Origin of the sequence: Escherichia sp. WS1118 (assembly GCF_046487695.1) — a bacterium.
GTDB classification, from domain to species: Bacteria; Pseudomonadota; Gammaproteobacteria; order Enterobacterales; family Enterobacteriaceae; genus Escherichia; species Escherichia coli.
In genome coordinates, this window is record NZ_JBJQIZ010000001.1 from 88,477 (window position 1) to 108,613 (window position 20,137).

The following is a 20,137-nucleotide window of genomic DNA, read 5'->3' on the forward strand; positions in this document are numbered from 1 at the left end:
CGGGCAAAGCCTCAGCTCATGCTACCGGGCTTTGTCCCTTTACCAGTTGGCTTAAATTCACCGGCACATTGTTTTCAATGGCGGTATATAAGCTGTCGTAAACGCCAGCGATTTTTTCGAGATAGTGTTCCAGAACTTGTTCGCGATCGCGGATGTTGACCTTGCCATCAATCATGCCGTCAATGCTCAACTGCGCCTGCGCAATCCGCTGTTTGTCTTCGCCATCTTTTGTTTCGACGTAATACTCGATGGTGTGGCTGTTAAAGCCATCCGCCAGGGTGACGTAAATGCGAAAATGTTCAAAAAGGACGAAACAGAGTTCTTTGTCCGGCGCGCAGCTCATGGCGTGATGCAGGCGCGCTTTCGATAACGTGATCCCCTGAACCAGCGAATTGCAGTAGATGTGCCACTGGTCCTGTAGGCGACGATGCCGCTGTGCGATGTAATCGGCTTTCTCGCTTATTTCCCAAATAGTCATTGTCAGGTTACCCGTTTAACAGAGATGCCAGCTTTAAGCATTTTCTGTGCCAACTTTTAATTCATTGTTATTAAAGCGATTTCCAAGCTAAAGATGAATTTCGTCGCCGTGTCGACGTGTCATTTCGACATCATCGACATTATTCACCGCAGGGATAATCAACACTGGCACAATTATTGCTTGTAGCTGGCAATAGTTAATGGGAGGCGATATGCACGAAATAACCCTCTGCCAACGGGCACTGGAATTGATCGAACAGCAGGCCGCAAAACACGGCGCAAAACGCGTAACTGGGGTCTGGCTCAAAATTGGCGCATTTTCTTGTGTCGAAACCAGCTCTCTTGCCTTTTGTTTTGATCTGGTTTGCCGCGGCAGCGTGGCGGAAGGTTGTAAACTGCACCTCGAAGAACAAGAGGCCGAATGCTGGTGTGAAACATGCCAACAGTATGTGACGCTACTGACCCAGCGCGTCCGCCGCTGTCCACTGTGTCATGGTGACATGCTACAGATTGTGGCAGACGACGGTTTACAGATTCGGCGGATAGAAATAGACCAGGAGTGAGCGATGTGTACAACATGCGGTTGCGGTGAAGGCAACCTCTATATTGAGGGTGATGAACATAACCCTCATTCCGCGTTTCGTAGCGCGCCATTTGCCCCGGCGGCACGCCCGAAGATGAAAATCACCGGCATTAAAGCGCCTGAATTTACCCCCAGCCAGACTGAAGAAGGCGACCTGCATTACGGTCATGGCGAAGCGGGCACTCACGCGCCGGGCATGAGCCAGCGTCGGATGCTGGAAGTCGAAATTGACGTGCTGGACAAAAATAACCGTCTGGCTGAACGCAACCGCGCGCACTTTGCTGCCCGCAAGCAACTGGTGCTCAACCTGGTTTCCAGCCCTGGTTCCGGTAAAACCACCCTGCTGACGGAAACCTTAATGCGCCTGAAAGACAGCGTTCCGTGCGCAGTTATTGAAGGCGACCAGCAAACCGTGAACGATGCCGCGCGCATTCGTGCTACCGGCACGCCAGCGATTCAGGTGAACACCGGTAAAGGCTGCCATCTTGACGCACAGATGATTGCCGACGCCGCGCCGCGCCTGCCACTGGACGATAACGGTATTCTGTTTATCGAAAACGTCGGCAACCTCGTGTGCCCGGCCAGCTTCGATCTCGGTGAAAAACACAAAGTGGCGGTGCTTTCCGTTACCGAAGGTGAAGACAAACCGCTGAAATATCCGCATATGTTTGCCGCCGCCTCGCTGATGCTGCTCAACAAAGTTGACCTGCTGCCGTATCTCAACTTTGACGTTGAGAAGTGCATCGCCTGCGCCCGTGAAGTCAATCCAGAAATTGAAATCATCCTTATTTCCGCCACCAGCGGCGAAGGGATGGACCAGTGGCTGAACTGGCTGGAGACACAGCGATGTGCATAGGCGTTCCCGGCCAGATACGCACCATTGACGGCAACCAGGCGAAAGTCGACGTCTGCGGCATTCAGCGCGATGTCGATTTAACGTTAGTCGGCAGCTGCGATGAAAACGGTCAGCCACGCGTGGGCCAGTGGGTACTGGTTCACGTTGGCTTTGCCATGAGCGTAATTAATGAAGCCGAAGCACGCGACACTCTCGACGCCTTACAAAACATGTTTGACGTTGAGCCAGATGTCGGCGCGCTGTTGTATGGCGAGGAAAAATAATGCGTTTTGTTGATGAATATCGCGCGCCGGAACAGGTGATGCAGTTAATTGAGCATCTGCGCGAACGTGCTTCACATCTCTCTTACACCGCCGAACGCCCTCTGCGGATTATGGAAGTGTGTGGCGGTCATACCCACGCCATTTTTAAATTCGGCCTCGACCAGTTGCTACCGGAAAACGTTGAGTTTATCCACGGTCCGGGTTGCCCTGTGTGCGTACTGCCAATGGGTAGAATCGACACCTGCGTGGAGATTGCCAGCCATCCGGAAGTCATCTTCTGTACCTTTGGCGATGCCATGCGCGTACCAGGGAAACAGGGGTCGCTGTTGCAGGCAAAAGCACGCGGTGCCGATGTGCGCATCGTTTACTCGCCAATGGATGCGTTGAAACTGGCGCAGGAGAATCCAACCCGTAAAGTGGTATTCTTCGGCTTAGGTTTTGAAACCACCATGCCGACCACCGCCATCACTCTGCAACAGGCGAAAGCCCGCGATGTGCAGAATTTTTACTTCTTCTGCCAGCACATTACGCTTATCCCGACGCTGCGCAGTTTGCTGGAACAGCCAGATAACGGTATCGACGCGTTCCTCGCGCCGGGCCACGTCAGTATGGTTATCGGCACTGATGCCTATAATTTTATCGCCAGCGATTTTCATCGTCCGCTGGTGGTCGCTGGTTTCGAACCCCTTGATCTACTTCAAGGCGTGGTGATGCTGGTGGAGCAGAAAATAGCGGCCCACAGCAAGGTAGAGAATCAGTATCGTCGGGTGGTACCGGATGCCGGTAACCTGCTGGCGCAACGGGCAATTGCTGATGTGTTCTGTGTCAACGGCGACAGTGAATGGCGCGGCTTAGGCGTGATTGAATCTTCTGGCGTGCACCTGACGCCGGATTATCAACGATTCGATGCCGAAGCACATTTCCGCCCGGCACCGCAGCAGGTCTGCGATGACCCGCGTGCGCGTTGTGGCGAAGTCTTGACGGGCAAATGTAAGCCGCATCAATGCCCGCTGTTTGGTAACACCTGTAATCCTCAAACCGCGTTTGGTGCGCTGATGGTTTCCTCCGAAGGAGCGTGCGCCGCGTGGTATCAGTATCGTCAGCAGGAGAGTGAAGCGTGAATAATATCCAACTCGCCCACGGTAGCGGCGGCCAGGCGATGCAGCAATTAATCAACAGCCTGTTTATGGAAGCCTTTGCCAACCCGTGGCTGGCAGAGCAGGAAGATCAGGCCCGTCTTGATTTGGCACAGCTGGTAGCGGAAGGCGACCGTCTGGCGTTCTCAACCGACAGTTACGTCATTGACCCGCTGTTCTTTCCTGGCGGTAATATCGGCAAGCTGGCGATTTGCGGCACCGCCAATGACGTTGCGGTCAGTGGCGCAATTCCGCGCTATCTCTCCTGTGGCTTTATCCTCGAAGAAGGATTGCCGATGGAGACACTGAAAGCCGTAGTGACCAGCATGGCAGAAACCGCCCGCGCGGCAGGCATTGCCATCGTTACTGGCGATACCAAAGTGGTACAGCGCGGCGCGGCAGATAAACTGTTTATCAACACCGCTGGCATGGGCGCAATTCCGGCGAATATTCACTGGGGCGCACAGACGCTAACCGCAGGCGATGTATTGCTGGTTAGCGGTACACTCGGCGACCATGGGGCGACTATCCTTAACCTGCGTGAGCAACTAGGGCTGGATGGAGAACTGGTCAGCGACTGCGCGGTGCTGACGCCGCTTATTCAGACGCTGCGTGACATTCCCGGCGTGAAAGCGCTGCGTGATGCCACCCGTGGTGGTGTAAACGCGGTGGTTCATGAGTTCGCGGCAGCCTGCGGTTGTGGTATTGAACTTTCAGAAGCGGCACTGCCGGTTAAACCTGCTGTGCGCGGCGTTTGCGAACTGCTGGGACTGGACGCCCTTAACTTTGCCAACGAAGGCAAACTGGTGATCGCCGTTGAACGCAACGCAGCAGAGCAAGTGCTGGCGGCGTTACATTCCCATCCATTGGGAAAAGATGCGGCGCTGATTGGCGAAGTAGTAGAACGTAAAGGTGTTCGTCTTGCCGGTCTGTATGGCGTGAAACGAACCCTCGATCTACCGCACGCCGAACCGCTTCCGCGTATATGCTAATAAAATTCTAAATCTCCTATAGTTAGTCAATGACCTTTTGCACCGCTTTGCGGTGCTTTCCTGGAAGAACAAAATGTCATATACACCGATGAGTGATCTCGGACAGCAAGGGTTGTTCGACATCACTCGGACACTATTGCAGCAGCCCGATCTGGCCTCGCTGTGTGAGGCTCTTTCGCAACTGGTAAAGCGTTCTGCGCTCGCCGACAACGCGGCGATTGTGTTGTGGCAAGCGCAGACTCAACGTGCGTCTTATTACGCATCGCGTGAAAAAGACACCCCCATTAAATATGAAGACGAAACTGTTCTGGCACACGGTCCGGTACGCAGCATTTTGTCGCGCCCTGATACGCTGCATTGCAGTTACGAAGAATTTTGTGAAACCTGGCCGCAGCTGGCCACAGGTGGGCTATACCCCAAATTTGGTCACTATTGCCTGATGCCACTGGCGGCGGAAGGGCATATTTTTGGTGGCTGTGAATTTATTCGTTATGACGATCGCCCCTGGAGCGAAAAAGAGTTCAATCGTCTGCAAACATTTACGCAGATCGTTTCTGTCGTCACCGAACAAATCCAGAGCCGCGTCGTTAACAATGTCGACTATGAGTTGTTATGCCGGGAACGCGATAACTTCCGCATCCTGGTCGCCATCACTAACGCGGTGCTTTCCCGCCTGGATATGGACGAACTGGTCAGCGAAGTCGCCAAAGAAATCCATTACTATTTCGACATTGACGATATCAGCATCGTCTTACGCAGCCACCGTAAAAACAAACTCAACATCTACTCCACTCACTATCTTGATAAACAGCATCCCGCTCACGAACAGAGCGAAGTCGATGAAGCCGGAACCCTCACCGAACGCGTCTTCAAAAGTAAAGAGATGCTGTTGATTAATCTCCACGAGCGGGACGATTTAGCCCCCTATGAACGCATGTTGTTCAACACCTGGGGCAACCAGATTCAAACCTTGTGCCTGTTACCGCTGATGTCTGGCGACACTATGCTGGGCGTGCTGAAACTGGCGCAATGCGAAGAGAAAGTCTTTACCACTACCAATCTGAATTTACTGCGCCAGATTGCCGAACGTGTGGCAATCGCTGTCGATAACGCCCTCGCCTATCAGGAAATTCATCGTCTGAAAGAACGGCTGGTTGATGAAAACCTCGCCCTGACCGAGCAGCTCAACAATGTTGATAGTGAATTTGGCGAGATTATTGGCCGCAGCGAAGCCATGTACAGCGTACTTAAACAAGTGGAAATGGTGGCGCAAAGTGACAGTACCGTTCTGATCCTCGGTGAAACTGGTACAGGTAAAGAGCTGATTGCCCGCGCGATCCATAATCTCAGTGGGCGTAATAATCGCCGCATGGTCAAAATGAACTGCGCGGCGATGCCTGCCGGATTGCTGGAAAGCGATCTATTTGGTCATGAGCGTGGGGCTTTTACCGGTGCCAGCGCTCAGCGCATTGGTCGTTTTGAACTGGCGGATAAAAGCTCACTATTCCTCGATGAAGTGGGCGATATGCCGCTGGAGTTACAGCCGAAGTTGCTGCGTGTATTACAGGAACAGGAGTTTGAACGTCTCGGCAGCAACAAAATCATTCAGACGGACGTACGTTTAATTGCCGCGACTAACCGCGATCTGAAAAAAATGGTCGCCGACCGAGAGTTCCGTAGCGATCTCTATTACCGCCTGAACGTATTCCCGATCCACCTGCCGCCACTACGCGAGCGTCCGGAAGATATTCCGCTGCTGGCGAAAGCCTTTACCTTCAAAATTGCCCGTCGTCTGGGGCGCAATATCGACAGCATTCCTGCCGAGACGCTGCGCATCCTGAGCAACATGGAATGGCCGGGCAACGTGCGTGAGCTGGAAAACGTCATCGAGCGCGCGGTATTGCTAACACGCGGCAACGTGCTGCAGCTGTCATTGCCAGATATTGCTTTACCAGAACCTGAAACGCCGCCTGCCGCAACGGTTGTCGCCCAGGAGGGCGAAGATGAATATCAGTTGATTGTTCGCGTGCTGAAAGAAACAAACGGCGTGGTTGCCGGGCCTAAAGGCGCTGCGCAACGTCTGGGGCTGAAACGCACGACTCTGCTGTCACGGATGAAGCGACTGGGAATTGATAAATCGGCATTGATTTAACAGATGTGGTTATACTCGATCAACATTCAATGAAAGGAGGCAGTATGGCAGTTTCAGCAAGAAATCAATTAACCGGAACAGTTAGCGCAGTAGCAATGGGCGCGGTGAATGATGAAGTAGAACTGACGCTGGCAGGTGGTGCAAAGCTGGTGGCAATTGTGACTCACAGCAGCCAGCAAGCGCTGGGTCTGGCGAAAGGGAAAGAAGCGATTGCCCTGATTAAAGCCCCGTGGGTCACGCTGGCAACGGAAGACTGTGGACTGAAATTCTCTGCTCGCAACCAGTTTGCTGGCAGCGTGTCGACAATCACCGAAGGCGCAGTGAACGCCACTGTCCATATCAAAACGGATGCGGGTTTTGAAATTGTGGCAGTGGTAACAAATGAAAGTCAGGATGAAATGAAACTCACCACTGGCTCGCGCGTTATTGCATTGATCAAAGCATCAGCCATCCTGATTGCCACCAAAGCGTAAGCGCCGTATTTGCCGGAGAGTATGGCTCTCCGGCAGATTTATTTCTTTGGACGATATTTTTCTGGCAACTCCGGCACCGGACGCTTGTCATCGATGAGATGACGCACGGTTAAGATCGGATGACGCCACAGCATTCTCGGCCCAACCCAACGCATAATCTGTTTCATCTCTTCACGCTTTGCAGGCTGGTAACAGTGCACCGGACACTGCTTACAGGCTGGTTTCTCTTCGCCGAACACACATTTATCCAGCCGCTTTTGCGCGTAAGCAAACAACGCCTCGTAATGCTCCGGCTCTGCTGACGCCTGCGGGCATTTCGCTTGATAAAGATCGATCATTTTTTTAATCGTCAGTTTTTCACGAGAGATACGCTTGCCGGACATGCTGCCTCCATACTCTTAAGGTGCATTTATATTACAACTTAATTTTAAAGGGGACTATGTCTCTGAAGGAGGAGGTTTCTTCAACCGACGAATTTGGCGATCTTGTTTCATCGTCATCACGCAAAAGCTGCAAAGCAGCATTTTTCGCGGAACCGACATCAAGAACTCACCTTTCGCGTCTTCCCCTGAAATGATTAACTCCGGTATCATGTGCGCCTTATGTGATTACAACGAAAATAAAAACCATCACACTACATTTAACATCAGGGAGCCGGACTTAACCCCATGAGTACAATAGAAAATTTCGACGCCCATACGCCCATGATGCAGCAGTATCTCAAGCTGAAAGCCCAGCATCCCGAGATCCTGCTGTTTTACCGGATGGGCGACTTTTATGAACTGTTTTATGACGACGCAAAACGGGCATCGCAACTGCTGGATATTTCACTGACCAAACGCGGTGCTTCAGCGGGAGAGCCAATCCCGATGGCGGGGATTCCCTACCATGCGGTGGAAAACTACCTCGCCAAACTGGTGAATCAGGGCGAATCCGTCGCTATTTGTGAACAGATTGGCGATCCGGCGACCAGCAAAGGGCCGGTTGAGCGCAAAGTTGTCCGTATCGTTACGCCGGGCACCATCAGCGATGAAGCGCTGTTGCAGGAACGTCAGGACAACCTGCTGGCGGCTATCTGGCAGGACAGTAAAGGTTTCGGCTACGCAACGCTGGATATCAGTTCCGGTCGTTTTCGCCTGAGCGAACCGGCAGACCGCGAAACGATGGCGGCAGAACTGCAACGTACGAATCCAGCGGAATTACTGTATGCGGAAGATTTCGCCGAGATGTCGCTGATTGAAGGTCGCCGCGGCCTGCGTCGTCGCCCGCTGTGGGAGTTTGAAATCGACACCGCTCGCCAGCAATTGAACCTGCAATTTGGCACCCGAGATCTGGTCGGTTTTGGTGTGGAGAACGCACCACGCGGACTTTGTGCTGCCGGTTGTCTGTTGCAGTATGCGAAAGATACCCAACGCACGACCCTGCCGCATATTCGTTCTATCACTATGGAACGTCAGCAGGACAGCATCATTATGGATGCCGCGACGCGTCGTAACCTGGAAATTACTCAGAACCTGGCCGGCGGTGCGGAAAATACGCTGGCTTCAGTGCTCGACTGCACTGTAACGCCGATGGGCAGCCGTATGCTGAAACGCTGGCTGCATATGCCAGTGCGCGATACCCGCGTGTTGCTTGAGCGCCAGCAAACTATTGGCGCATTGCAGGATTTCACCGCTGAGCTACAGCCGGTACTGCGTCAGGTCGGCGACCTGGAACGTATTCTGGCGCGTCTGGCGTTGCGTACCGCTCGCCCACGCGATCTGGCCCGTATGCGTCACGCTTTCCAGCAACTGCCAGAGTTGCGTGCGCAGTTAGAAAATGTCGATAGTGCACCGGTACAAGCGCTGCGTGAGAAGATGGGCGAGTTTGCCGAGCTGCGCGATCTGCTGGAGCGAGCAATCATCGACACACCACCGGTGCTGGTACGCGACGGTGGTGTTATTGCGACTGGTTATAACGAAGAACTGGATGAATGGCGCGCGCTGGCTGACGGCGCGACCGATTATCTGGAGCGTCTGGAAGTCCGCGAGCGTGAACGTACCGGCCTGGACACGCTGAAAGTTGGCTTTAATGCGGTGCACGGCTACTACATTCAAATCAGCCGTGGGCAAAGCCATCTGGCACCAATCAACTACATGCGTCGCCAGACGCTGAAAAACGCCGAGCGCTACATCATTCCAGAGCTAAAAGAGTACGAAGATAAAGTTCTCACCTCAAAAGGCAAAGCGCTGGCACTGGAAAAACAGCTTTATGAAGAGCTGTTCGACCTGTTGCTGCCGCATCTGGAAGCGTTGCAACAGAGCGCGAGCGCGCTGGCAGAACTTGATGTGCTGGTTAACCTGGCGGAGCGGGCCTATACCCTGAACTACACCTGCCCGACCTTTATTGATAAACCTGGCATTCGTATTACCGAAGGTCGCCATCCAGTGGTTGAACAGGTACTGAACGAACCGTTTATCGCTAACCCGCTAAACCTGTCGCCACAGCGCCGCATGTTGATCATCACCGGTCCGAACATGGGGGGTAAAAGTACCTATATGCGCCAGACCGCGTTGATTGCGCTGATGGCGTATATCGGCAGTTACGTCCCGGCGCAAAAGGTCGAGATTGGGCCGATCGATCGCATCTTTACCCGCGTAGGTGCCGCGGATGATCTGGCTTCCGGACGTTCAACCTTTATGGTGGAGATGACCGAAACCGCTAATATTCTGCATAACGCCACCGAATACAGTCTGGTGTTGATGGACGAGATTGGGCGCGGAACGTCCACTTACGATGGCCTGTCGCTGGCATGGGCGTGTGCGGAAAATCTGGCAAATAAGATCAAAGCGTTGACGCTGTTTGCTACCCACTATTTCGAGCTGACCCAGTTACCGGAGAAAATGGAAGGCGTCGCCAACGTGCATCTCGATGCACTGGAGCACGGCGACACCATTGCCTTTATGCATAGCGTGCAGGATGGCGCAGCGAGCAAAAGCTACGGCCTGGCGGTTGCAGCTCTGGCGGGTGTGCCAAAAGAGGTTATTAAGCGCGCACGGCAAAAACTGCGTGAGCTGGAAAGCATTTCGCCGAACGCCGCTGCTACGCAAGTGGATGGTACACAAATGTCTTTGCTGTCCGTACCGGAAGAAACTTCGCCTGCGGTCGAGGCACTGGAAAACCTCGACCCGGATTCACTGACTCCGCGTCAGGCGCTGGAATGGATTTATCGCTTGAAGAGTCTGGTGTAATAATAATTCCCGATAGTCTTTTGCTATCGGGAATATTAACAACAACTGACGAATCAAATAAAAATACCCTGTATAATAGGAAAGCTTATTTTACAGGGTAAAACCATGCCATCTACACGCTACCAAAAAATCAACGCCCATCACTATCGCCATATATGGACCGTTGGTGATATTCATGGTGACTATCAATTATTACAATCCCGCTTACATCAACTCTCTTTTTGCCCTGAAACCGACTTACTTATTTCGGTAGGCGATAACATCGATCGTGGGCCCGAGAGTCTTAACGTGCTGCGCCTGTTAAACCAGCCCTGGTTTATCTCCGTCAAAGGCAACCACGAAGCGATGGCGCTTGATGCATTCGAAACTGGCGATGGAAATATGTGGCTTGCCAGCGGTGGTGACTGGTTTTTCGATTTAAATGATTCAGAGCAACAAGAGGCAATAGATCTGTTGCTGAAATTCCATCACCTTCCACATATTATTGAAATCACTAACGACACCATAAAATATGTCATCGCACATGCAGATTATCCGGGGAAGGAGTATCAGTTTGGCAAAGAAATAGCGGAGAGCGAATTACTCTGGCCTGTTGATCGTGTGCAGAAATCACTTAATAGCGAATTACAAAAAATAAACGGTGCCGACTTCTTTATATTTGGTCATATGATGTTTGATAACATTCAGACGTTCGCTAACCAGATTTATATAGATACCGGATCGCCGAAAAGCGGGCGGCTGTCATTTTATAAAATAAAGTAGTCTCATGCTTCTTCTGTGAAGCATGAGTAACCCGGCGTTATTGCAGGTCATTATTCATTTTTCGCTACCAGCAAAGAGAGATCCAGCTTCGCCAGCGCGCGGCTGGCACTCTCCGGCAGACCATCGTCAGTAATGATCTGATCAAACTCGCTTAATGGTAACGCCAGCCATGTCGCCACCTGTCCATATTTCGTCGCATCACAGACCAAAACTCGCTGGCGGCTGGCACTGGCAATCGCCCGTTTCACCGTGACTTTATCTTCTGCTGGCGTAGAGATCCCCCGCACACTCCATGACGATGCAGAAATAAAAGCCTGATCAATCATCAGGCTACGCAGCATGGTCGCAGCGGCTTCCCCAACACAGGAACGGTTTTCCCGACACACTGCGCCGCCAGTGTGAATAATTGTGCAATTACTGTTGTCGAGCAAGTAGTCCGCAATAACGAAGTCGTTAGTAACCACTGTGAGTGGCTCCATGTGAATCAGATGCTGTGCAATCGCTAACGTGGTCGTTCCCGCATCCAGATAGATACAACGTCCCGGCTGAACAAGACTTGCCGCCAGCTTGCCAATAGCCGCTTTTTGCGTCATTGCCAGCGCAGTTTTTACCTGATGAGAAGGTTCATGCGCCACCCGTCCCGGAGACTGGACGCCCCCGGACACCAGCACAACGGCTCCCTGCTGCTCCAGTTTTTGTAAATCCCGACGAATGGTCATATGTGACACATTCATTCTGTCCGTTAGTTCAGCAATACTAACAATGCCTTTTTCAGCTACCATCTCAAGGATGATTTGGCGACGCTCTACGGGTATCAACTTTTGCTCCTTCCTTTGTCCTGCTGACATTCTACGCTATTTGCCTGCGAAACGTGTGCGGCGCAACTAACGCTTAGTTCACATAAAATAACACACAATGTTAATTTTTGTGAATCAGCTCACCATATCGTTATCTTTCCGCGCTTATATTCACAACATCAAACAAAATATCACTTAAATTAACAAGGAGAGCAGATGAAAACGGGATCGGAGTTTCATGTCGGTATCGTTGGCTTAGGGTCAATGGGAATGGGAGCAGCACTGTCATGTGTCCGCGCAGGTCTTTCTACCTGGGGCGCAGACCTGAACAGCAATGCCTGCGCTACGTTGAAAGAGGCTGGTGCTTGCGGGGTTTCTGATAACGCCGCGACGTTTGCCGAAAAACTGGACGCTCTGCTGGTGCTGGTGGTCAATGCGACCCAGGTTAAACAGGTGCTGTTTGGTGAAAAAGGCGTTGCACAACATCTGAAACCCGGTACGGCAGTAATGGTTTCTTCCACTATCGCCAGTGCTGATGCGCAAGAAATTGCTACCGCTCTGGCTGGATTCGGTCTGGAAATGCTGGATGCGCCGGTTTCTGGTGGTGCGGTAAAAGCCGCTAACGGTGAAATGACTGTCATGGCCTCCGGTAGCGATATTGCCTTTGAACGACTGGCACCCGTGCTGGAAGCCGTTGCCGGAAAAGTTTATCGCATCGGTTCAGAACCGGGACTGGGTTCGACCGTAAAAATTATCCACCAGTTGTTAGCGGGCGTACATATTGCTGCCGGCGCCGAAGCGATGGCGCTTGCAGCCCGTGCGGGGATCCCGCTGGATGTGATGTATGACGTCGTGACCAATGCCGCCGGAAATTCATGGATGTTCGAAAACCGGATGCGTCATGTGGTGGATGGCGATTACACCCCGCATTCAGCCGTCGATATTTTTGTTAAGGATCTTGGTCTGGTTGCCGATACCGCCAAAGCCCTGCACTTCCCGCTGCCATTGGCCTCAACAGCATTGAATATGTTCACCAGCGCCAGTAACGCGGGTTACGGGAAAGAAGACGATAGCGCAGTTATCAAGATTTTCTCTGGCATCACTCTACCGGGAGCGAAATCATGATCAAGATTGGCGTTATCGCCGATGATTTTACCGGCGCGACGGATATCGCCAGTTTTCTGGTGGAAAACGGTCTACCAACGGTACAAATTAACGGTGTTCCAACAGGTAAAATGCCGGAAGCAATCGACGCACTGGTGATCAGCCTGAAAACGCGCTCCTGTCCGGTGGTTGAAGCCACACAGCAATCGCTGGCGGCTCTGAGCTGGTTGCAACAGCAAGGTTGCAAACAGATCTATTTCAAATACTGCTCTACTTTCGACAGTACGGCGAAAGGGAATATCGGCCCGGTTACCGATGCATTAATGGATGCTCTCGACACGCCGTTTACGGTCTTCTCTCCGGCCCTGCCGGTCAACGGACGTACGGTTTATCAGGGGTATTTGTTCGTAATGAATCAACTGCTGGCCGAATCCGGGATGCGCCATCACCCGGTAAATCCCATGACCGACAGCTATCTTCCCCGTCTGGTTGAATCGCAATCCACAGGGCGCTGCGGCGTCGTTTCAGCACATGTTTTCGAACAAGGTGTGAAAGCCGTTCGTCAGGAGCTGGCTCGCTTACAGCAAGAGGGCTATCGCTACGCGGTGCTTGATGCGCTGACCGAACACCATCTGGAAATTCAGGGGGAAGCCTTGCGCGATGCCCCACTGGTAACGGGCGGTTCTGGTCTGGCGATTGGCCTTGCCCGGCAGTGGGCGCAAGAAAACGGTAACCAGGCTCGCAAAGCAGGGCATCCGCTCGCTGGGCGCGGCGTAGTGCTCTCCGGTTCATGCTCTCAAATGACCAACCGCCAGGTAGCACATTACCGTCAAATTGCACCAGCCCGTGAAGTTGATGTGGCACGCTGCCTCTCAATTGAAACTCTGGCCGCTTATGCACACGAACTGGCAGAGTGGGTTCTGGGCCAGGAAAGTGTACTTGCTCCACTGGTTTTTGCCACCGCAAGCACTGACGCATTGGCAGCAATTCAACAGCAATACGGTGCACAAAAAGCCAGTCAGGCAGTAGAAACACTGTTTTCTCAACTAGCGGCGCGGTTAGCAGCGGAAGGCGTGACACGCTTTATTGTCGCAGGCGGTGAGACCTCCGGCGTAGTCACACAGAGCCTGGGAATAAAAGGGTTTCATATTGGCCCAACCATTTCCCCTGGCGTGCCGTGGGTAAACGCACTGGATAAGCCTGTCTCACTCGCCCTTAAATCTGGCAACTTCGGTGATGAAGCCTTTTTTTCACGAGCCCAAAGAGAGTTTTTATCATGAGCGATTTCGCAAAAGTAGAGCAGTCTTTGCGAGAGGAGATGACGCGGATTGCCAGTTCATTCTTTCAGCGCGGCTATGCAACCGGTTCGGCTGGCAATCTGTCGCTGCTTTTACCTGACGGGAATTTACTGGCGACACCGACAGGTTCATGCCTGGGCAATCTCGATCCGCAGCGGCTTTCCAAAGTCGCCGCGGATGGCGAATGGTTAAGTGGTGACAAACCCTCGAAAGAGGTGCTCTTTCATCTGGCGCTGTATCGCAACAATCCGCGCTGTAAAGCGGTGGTGCATTTGCACAGCACATGGTCGACGGCGCTTTCCTGCCTGCAAGGGCTGGACAGCAGCAACGTTATTCGTCCGTTCACACCATACGTGGTGATGCGGATGGGAAATATCCCGCTGGTGCCTTATTACCGACCGGGCGATAAACGCATCGCACAGGATCTGGCGGAACTGGCAGCAGACAATCAGGCTTTTTTACTGGCAAATCATGGCCCAGTGGTTTGCGGTGAAAGCCTGCAAGAAGCCGCCAACAATATGGAAGAGCTGGAGGAAACGGCAAAGCTGATTTTTATTCTCGGTGACCGCCCGATCCGTTATCTGACCGCAGGTGAAATTGCGGAATTAAGGAGTTAATGCAATGCCTCGTTTTGCAGCTAATTTATCCATGATGTTCACCGAAGTGCCTTTTATTGAACGCTTCGCCGCAGCGCGAAAAGCCGGGTTCGATGCTGTGGAGTTTCTGTTTCCCTATGACTACTCCCCCCAGCAAATCCAGCAGCAACTGGTGCAAAACCATCTGACACTGGCGCTGTTCAATACCGCTCCCGGAGATATTAATGCGGGAGAATGGGGATTATCCGCCCTTCCCGGACGTGAGCACGAAGCACGCGCAGACATCGACCTGGCACTGGAATATGCATTGGCGCTCAATTGTGAACAAGTCCATGTGATGGCAGGCGTCGTGCCCGCTGGCGAAGATGCTGAACGGTACCGGGCAGTATTTATTGATAATCTCCGCTACGCTGCCGACCGCTTTGCGCCACACGGCAAGCGAATATTGGTTGAAGCACTCAGCCCCGGCGTTAAGCCTCATTATCTCTTCTCCAGCCAGTATCAGGCACTGGCTATTGTTGAAGAGGTTGCGCGAGATAACGTATTTATTCAACTGGATACTTTCCATGCGCAAAAAGTAGATGGCAACCTGACACATTTAATCCGCGACTACGCCGGGAAATATGCGCACGTACAAATTGCCGGACTACCTGATCGACATGAACCGGACGATGGAGAAATCAACTATCCGTGGCTGTTCCGCCTGTTCGATGAAGTGGGATATCAGGGCTGGATCGGTTGTGAATACAAACCTCGTGGCCTCACCGAAAAAGGGCTTGGCTGGTTTGACGCCTGGCGCTAATTCGCTCAATCCCTAATTACAACGTACCCATACATCCCCCCATCTACGGATGGGGTAGGTTAACTATAACTTTCAGACAGGGTTTCCCATGTCCACAATTACATTGTTATGCATTGCGTTAGCTGGCGTAATCATGCTGTTGCTACTGGTCATCAAGGCAAAGGTACAACCATTCGTTGCTCTGCTCCTCGTCAGCCTGTTAGTCGCACTTGCGGCGGGTATACCGGCGGGCGAAGTGGGTAAAGTGATGATCGCCGGGATGGGCGGTGTGCTTGGTTCCGTCACTATTATTATTGGTCTGGGCGCTATGCTGGGGCGTATGATCGAACACTCTGGTGGTGCAGAGTCACTGGCTAATTATTTCAGTCGCAAGCTAGGTGACAAACGAACTATCGCTGCGCTGACTCTGGCAGCGTTCTTCCTCGGTATTCCCGTCTTCTTTGATGTCGGCTTTATTATTCTTGCGCCAATCATTTACGGTTTTGCCAAGGTTGCCAAAATATCACCACTCAAATTTGGCCTGCCTGTCGCTGGGATCATGCTCACTGTTCACGTGGCGGTACCGCCGCATCCAGGCCCTGTCGCCGCAGCGGGGTTACTCCACGCAGACATCGGCTGGCTAACCATCATCGGTATTGCGATTTCTATTCCCGTAGGGATTGTTGGCTACTTTGCAGCGAAAATAATCAATAAGCGCCAATATGCGATGTCGGTCGAGGTACTGGAACAGATGCAACTGGCTCCGGCCAGTGAGGAAGGCGCGACAAAATTAAGCGATAAAATAAATCCACCGGGCGTCGCGCTGGTCACCTCGCTAATTGTTATTCCTATCGCGATTATCATGGCGGGTACGGTTTCTGCAACACTGATGCCGCCTTCGCATCCCCTGCTTGGTACGCTACAGTTGATCGGCTCCCCAATGGTAGCTCTAATGATTGCGCTGGTGCTGGCATTCTGGTTATTGGCTTTACGTCGCGGCTGGAGCTTACAACACACCAGCGACATTATGGGCTCTGCCCTTCCCACTGCGGCGGTAGTGATTTTGGTTACTGGTGCTGGAGGGGTATTTGGCAAAGTGCTGGTGGAATCGGGCGTCGGTAAAGCCCTTGCCAACATGTTACAAATGATTGACCTGCCTCTGTTACCAGCCGCATTTATTATTTCACTGGCGCTGCGTGCATCGCAGGGGTCAGCAACCGTAGCAATCCTGACAACCGGCGGGTTACTCTCAGAAGCGGTGATGGGATTAAATCCGATTCAGTGCGTATTGGTGACGCTGGCAGCCTGCTTTGGTGGGCTTGGCGCGTCACATATTAATGACTCAGGGTTCTGGATTGTGACCAAATATCTGGGGTTGTCGGTAGCAGACGGTCTGAAAACCTGGACAGTGTTAACGACCATTCTCGGTTTTACCGGATTCTTAATTACCTGGTGCGTATGGCTCGTCATCTAATAATCCAGATAAGATATGATGTATCGTTTAAGTGCCTGATAAGGGTGTAATGTATGCCAATATTAACCTCGGTAATATCTCGCTACCGAGGTTAATTTTCACTTTGCAATATAATTACAGTCTCTTGCAAGTTGATTTTATCTTAGTAATAAGAACCGACCAATCTTATTGCCATTTCGATATTAGCAGGCATAGATGCGTCGTAGCCATACATATGGCCATATTTCGGACGTAATACTTCAGTTACTTTCTTAATAATTGCTTCGCGCTGGGCTCGCGCAAAATCAGCATGATTATTTGCCGTTTTATTCATAAATTTACCAAAACTTTCTTCTTTTCTGACTTTAATTGTCGTATCCCGAAGATCATTAAGAAACTGGCGTTGAAATTTAAAATCATCGTGTGAACCAATATTACCATGCCCGCCAATAAAATATTTCCAGTCAAGCATTTCAACCTGACGCAAATTACTGTCATGGTAAACCAACGTATCCGATACGGCGAAGCCCATCATCGGCAGTTGGTCAGGATTCAGGAGATCCGGGCTGTGAGCTACTTTTTCCTGTTTTAGCAACCATACAGAATGGTCGTCGGTATGTCCTGCTTTAACAAATCGGTGTAATTCAATGGTCTGCTTTTCAAATTTAAACTGGTCATCTTTTTTACTTAAAACCTGAGTGGCGACGGGTAAGCGACTGTTCATAAATTGCATTTTTTCAGCAGTGGCTTTACTGGCAATAATACGCAGATTCACGCCTTCTTTCTTCGCCTCATCGTTCCAAAATGGACTATCGCCAATGTGATCCACATGGTAATGAGAATAAACCAGCGCTGTTACGGGTAATGGAGTCACATCACGAATTGCCTGTAATAAATATTTACCGCGACCCTCCGGAGCATCAAACAGCAAAACCCCTTTGTCTCCGACATAAAACGTAGTGGAATAAAAATAGCGTTGAACATAATAAGTTCTCTCGCCAATTTTTTGTAAAATATAAGGCTGAGACATATTTCTTTCAAAAAGGTTATTGAGTTTATCGCTTGGCGATATTATTTTTTCCGCTGAAGGTTCAACATAACTTGCATTAACTGTAGACGAATTTGCAGTCGAAATTTCCGTTTGAGCAAAAACACTACCAGATATAAGAGAAGAGGCTAGAATTGTATATTTTTTAATGCCTTGCATACGTAGTCCTTTATTAATGTGTTGTTGATTTATAGCATCTCTGAACAGACTGTTATTTTAGATATTACTACGTTACGAGATTCATTTTTCTTCGAATATTATGTTTGTCTCATTCAAAAAATATGTTCATCATTTGATGGTTTAAATAATATCTGCAAGGCATAATACTCCACATCTTTAAAACCTGCCTCAAAAAATCATTCATTAGTAAAAAGGATATTTATATGCAAAACATAGCTGTGGTTTATTATTCAGGATATGGTCACACTAAACTGGTTGCTGAAAAAGTGGCACAAGGCGCCCATGCAGATTTAATTTCGATTGATAACGAAGGAAATATCACTGAGCAGGAGTGGGAAAAACTGGACGCAGCCGATGCCATTATCTTCGGTGCTCCCACCTATATGGGCGGTGCGCCATGGCAATTCAAGAAATTTGCTGATGCCAGTTCCAAAGCGTGGTTTACACGTAAATGGCAGGATAAAGTCTTCGGGGGTTTCACCAACAGCGCCAGCCTGAATGGCGATAAACAAGTTACGCTGATCTATCTGCAAACGCTGGCTTCACAGCATGGCGGTCTGTGGGTGAGTTTAGGTCAGGCTCCTGCCAATGTGCTTGCGTCAACCAGGGAAGATGTAAACAATCTGGGCGGTTCAGTCGGTTTGCTGGTGCAATCTCCAGCCGATGCGGGTGCAGACCAAATCCCTACGGGCGATCTGGATACAGCCGTGAAATATGGTGAACGCGTGGCGACAATTACTGCGCGCTTAAAATGATGATTGCCGAATGTGACGCTGACGCGTCTATCCGGTCTTCTACATCTAAAAAGTGCCGTCCCCTGGTCAGTCAGATAAAGTTTTAACGCTGTATCCGATAACAGTTCAACATGTACCAAAAGAAAAAAAGCCAGCCTCGCTTGAGACTGGCCTTTCTGACAGATGCTTACTTACTCGCGGAACAGCGCTTCGATATTCAGCCCCTGCGTTTGCAGGATTTCGCGCAAACGGCGCAGGCCTTCAACCTGAATCTGGCGAACACGTTCACGGGTGAGGCCAATTTCACGACCTACATCTTCCAGTGTTGCCGCTTCGTACCCCAGCAAACCGAATCGACGTGCCAGTACTTCACGCTGTTTGGCGTTCAGCTCGAACAGCCATTTGACGATGCTCTGCTTCATATCGTCATCTTGCGTGGTATCTTCCGGACCATTCTCTTTTTCATCGGCCAGGATGTCCAGCAACGCTTTTTCGGAATCACCACCCAGCGGGGTGTCTACCGAGGTAATGCGCTCGTTAAGACGAAGCATACGGCTGACGTCATCAACTGGCTTATCCAGTTGCTCTGCGATCTCTTCCGCACTTGGTTCGTGGTCCAGCTTATGGGACAACTCACGTGCGGTTCGCAGGTAAACGTTCAGCTCCTTTACGATGTGAATCGGCAAACGAATAGTACGGGTTTGGTTCATAATCGCCCGTTCGATCGTCTGGCGAATCCACCAGGTTGCGTATGTTGAGAAGCGGAAACCACGTTCCGGGTCAAACTTCTCTACCGCGCGGATCAGCCCCAGGTTGCCCTCTTCGATCAGGTCCAGCAACGCCAGACCACGATTGCCATAACGGCGGGCAATTTTTACCACCAGACGCAAGTTACTCTCGATCATCCGGCGGCGAGAGGCGACATCTCCACGCAGTGCGCGACGCGCAAAATAAACTTCTTCTTCGGCCGTTAACAGTGGTGAATAACCAATCTCACCAAGGTAAAGCTGAGTCGCGTCCAACACACGCTGTGTGGCTCCCTGCGATAACAGTTCCTCTTCGGCCAAATCGTTATCACTGGGTTCCTCTTCTACTAAGGCCTTTTCGTCAAAAACCTCAACTCCGTTCTCATCAAATTCCGCATCTTCATTTAAATCATGAACTTTCAGCGTATTCTGACTCATAAGGTGGCTCCTACCCGTGATCCCTTGACGGAACATTC

Annotated in this window: 20 protein-coding genes; 15 read left to right on the forward strand and 5 right to left on the reverse strand. The window is 51.2% G+C overall.

What is annotated here, in order from left to right; translation table 11 throughout:
- Positions 1-16: 16 nt before the first annotated feature.
- A complete protein-coding gene (gene hycA / locus ACJHYO_RS00500) occupies positions 17-478 on the reverse strand; it encodes a formate hydrogenlyase regulator HycA (protein WP_000158058.1) in 462 nt (153 codons plus the stop codon).
- 211 nt (positions 479-689) lie between these two features.
- Between hycA and hypA the strand changes: the two genes are divergently transcribed.
- The 7 genes from hypA to ACJHYO_RS00535 all read left to right on the forward strand — a co-directional run bounded on the left by hypA (position 690) and on the right by ACJHYO_RS00535 (position 6,932).
- Positions 690-1,040 (forward strand): hydrogenase maturation nickel metallochaperone HypA, encoded by a 351-nt coding sequence (gene hypA / locus ACJHYO_RS00505; protein WP_001442018.1) that lies wholly within the window; start codon positions 690-692, stop codon positions 1,038-1,040.
- Positions 1,041-1,043: 3 nt separating this feature from the next.
- Positions 1,044-1,916, forward strand: coding sequence for a hydrogenase nickel incorporation protein HypB (gene hypB, locus ACJHYO_RS00510; RefSeq protein WP_000337654.1), 873 nt, complete (start codon positions 1,044-1,046; stop codon positions 1,914-1,916).
- On the forward strand, positions 1,907-2,179 hold the full coding sequence (hypC, locus tag ACJHYO_RS00515) for a hydrogenase 3 maturation protein HypC (RefSeq protein WP_000334881.1): 273 nt from the start codon (positions 1,907-1,909) through the stop codon (positions 2,177-2,179). Before hypB ends, hypC begins: the two co-directional genes overlap by 10 nt.
- Entirely contained in the window at positions 2,179-3,300 is a 1,122-nt protein-coding gene (hypD, locus tag ACJHYO_RS00520; protein WP_001527574.1) for a hydrogenase formation protein HypD, read from the forward strand. Before hypC ends, hypD begins: the two co-directional genes overlap by 1 nt.
- A complete protein-coding gene (hypE, locus tag ACJHYO_RS00525; RefSeq protein ID WP_001059916.1) occupies positions 3,297-4,307 on the forward strand; it encodes a hydrogenase maturation carbamoyl dehydratase HypE in 1,011 nt (336 codons plus the stop codon). Before hypD ends, hypE begins: the two co-directional genes overlap by 4 nt.
- A gap of 73 nt (positions 4,308-4,380) precedes the next feature.
- Positions 4,381-6,459: a formate hydrogenlyase transcriptional activator FlhA gene (gene flhA / locus ACJHYO_RS00530; RefSeq protein ID WP_000122674.1), complete on the forward strand. Its 2,079-nt coding sequence runs from the start codon at positions 4,381-4,383 to the stop codon at positions 6,457-6,459.
- Positions 6,460-6,503: 44 nt separating this feature from the next.
- The gene (locus ACJHYO_RS00535; RefSeq protein WP_000301062.1) at positions 6,504-6,932 is read left to right on the forward strand and encodes a molybdopterin-binding protein; all 429 of its coding nucleotides are present in this window, start codon (positions 6,504-6,506) and stop codon (positions 6,930-6,932) included.
- Positions 6,933-6,970: 38 nt separating this feature from the next.
- Here the strand turns inward: ACJHYO_RS00535 and ACJHYO_RS00540 are convergent, their stop codons facing one another.
- Complete coding sequence (locus ACJHYO_RS00540; protein ID WP_000015486.1) at positions 6,971-7,315, reverse strand: nitrous oxide-stimulated promoter family protein; 345 nt, start codon at positions 7,313-7,315, stop codon at positions 6,971-6,973.
- Between the two features lie 285 nt (positions 7,316-7,600).
- On the opposite strand from ACJHYO_RS00540, the gene mutS reads away from it, so the two are divergent.
- Positions 7,601-10,162 (forward strand): DNA mismatch repair protein MutS, encoded by a 2,562-nt coding sequence (mutS, locus tag ACJHYO_RS00545; RefSeq protein WP_000103864.1) that lies wholly within the window; start codon positions 7,601-7,603, stop codon positions 10,160-10,162.
- A gap of 105 nt (positions 10,163-10,267) precedes the next feature.
- Positions 10,268-10,924, forward strand: coding sequence for a protein-serine/threonine phosphatase (pphB, locus tag ACJHYO_RS00550; protein ID WP_001141304.1), 657 nt, complete (start codon positions 10,268-10,270; stop codon positions 10,922-10,924).
- A 50-nt stretch (positions 10,925-10,974) separates the two neighbouring features.
- Here pphB and ygbI read toward each other — a convergent pair whose 3' ends face one another.
- Positions 10,975-11,742, reverse strand: coding sequence for a DNA-binding transcriptional repressor YgbI (gene ygbI / locus ACJHYO_RS00555; protein ID WP_001296319.1), 768 nt, complete (start codon positions 11,740-11,742; stop codon positions 10,975-10,977).
- 195 nt (positions 11,743-11,937) lie between these two features.
- Here ygbI and ltnD point away from each other — a divergent pair, with 195 nt between their 5' ends.
- The 5 genes from ltnD (at position 11,938) to ACJHYO_RS00580 (ending at position 16,974) form a co-directional block, all read left to right on the forward strand.
- On the forward strand, positions 11,938-12,846 hold the full coding sequence (ltnD, locus tag ACJHYO_RS00560; RefSeq protein WP_000847998.1) for an L-threonate dehydrogenase: 909 nt from the start codon (positions 11,938-11,940) through the stop codon (positions 12,844-12,846).
- The gene (gene otnK / locus ACJHYO_RS00565; RefSeq protein ID WP_021543033.1) at positions 12,843-14,105 is read left to right on the forward strand and encodes a 3-oxo-tetronate kinase; all 1,263 of its coding nucleotides are present in this window, start codon (positions 12,843-12,845) and stop codon (positions 14,103-14,105) included. Before ltnD ends, otnK begins: the two co-directional genes overlap by 4 nt.
- Positions 14,102-14,740, forward strand: a complete 639-nt coding sequence (locus ACJHYO_RS00570; protein WP_001278992.1) for an aldolase — start codon at positions 14,102-14,104, stop codon at positions 14,738-14,740. Before otnK ends, ACJHYO_RS00570 begins: the two co-directional genes overlap by 4 nt.
- Positions 14,741-14,744: 4 nt before the next feature.
- Complete coding sequence (locus tag ACJHYO_RS00575; RefSeq protein WP_001136912.1) at positions 14,745-15,521, forward strand: HPr family phosphocarrier protein; 777 nt, start codon at positions 14,745-14,747, stop codon at positions 15,519-15,521.
- Positions 15,522-15,609: 88 nt separating this feature from the next.
- Entirely contained in the window at positions 15,610-16,974 is a 1,365-nt protein-coding gene (locus tag ACJHYO_RS00580; RefSeq protein ID WP_000104433.1) for a GntP family transporter, read from the forward strand.
- A 142-nt stretch (positions 16,975-17,116) separates the two neighbouring features.
- Here the strand turns inward: ACJHYO_RS00580 and ACJHYO_RS00585 are convergent, their stop codons facing one another.
- On the reverse strand, positions 17,117-18,160 hold the full coding sequence (locus ACJHYO_RS00585) for an MBL fold metallo-hydrolase (protein WP_001161584.1): 1,044 nt from the start codon (positions 18,158-18,160) through the stop codon (positions 17,117-17,119).
- Positions 18,161-18,384: 224 nt separating this feature from the next.
- Here ACJHYO_RS00585 and ACJHYO_RS00590 point away from each other — a divergent pair, with 224 nt between their 5' ends.
- Positions 18,385-18,936 (forward strand): flavodoxin family protein, encoded by a 552-nt coding sequence (locus tag ACJHYO_RS00590; RefSeq protein ID WP_001179442.1) that lies wholly within the window; start codon positions 18,385-18,387, stop codon positions 18,934-18,936.
- A gap of 170 nt (positions 18,937-19,106) precedes the next feature.
- Here ACJHYO_RS00590 and rpoS read toward each other — a convergent pair whose 3' ends face one another.
- Complete coding sequence (rpoS, locus tag ACJHYO_RS00595; RefSeq protein WP_000081550.1) at positions 19,107-20,099, reverse strand: RNA polymerase sigma factor RpoS; 993 nt, start codon at positions 20,097-20,099, stop codon at positions 19,107-19,109.
- Between the last annotated feature and the right edge of the window lie 38 nt (positions 20,100-20,137).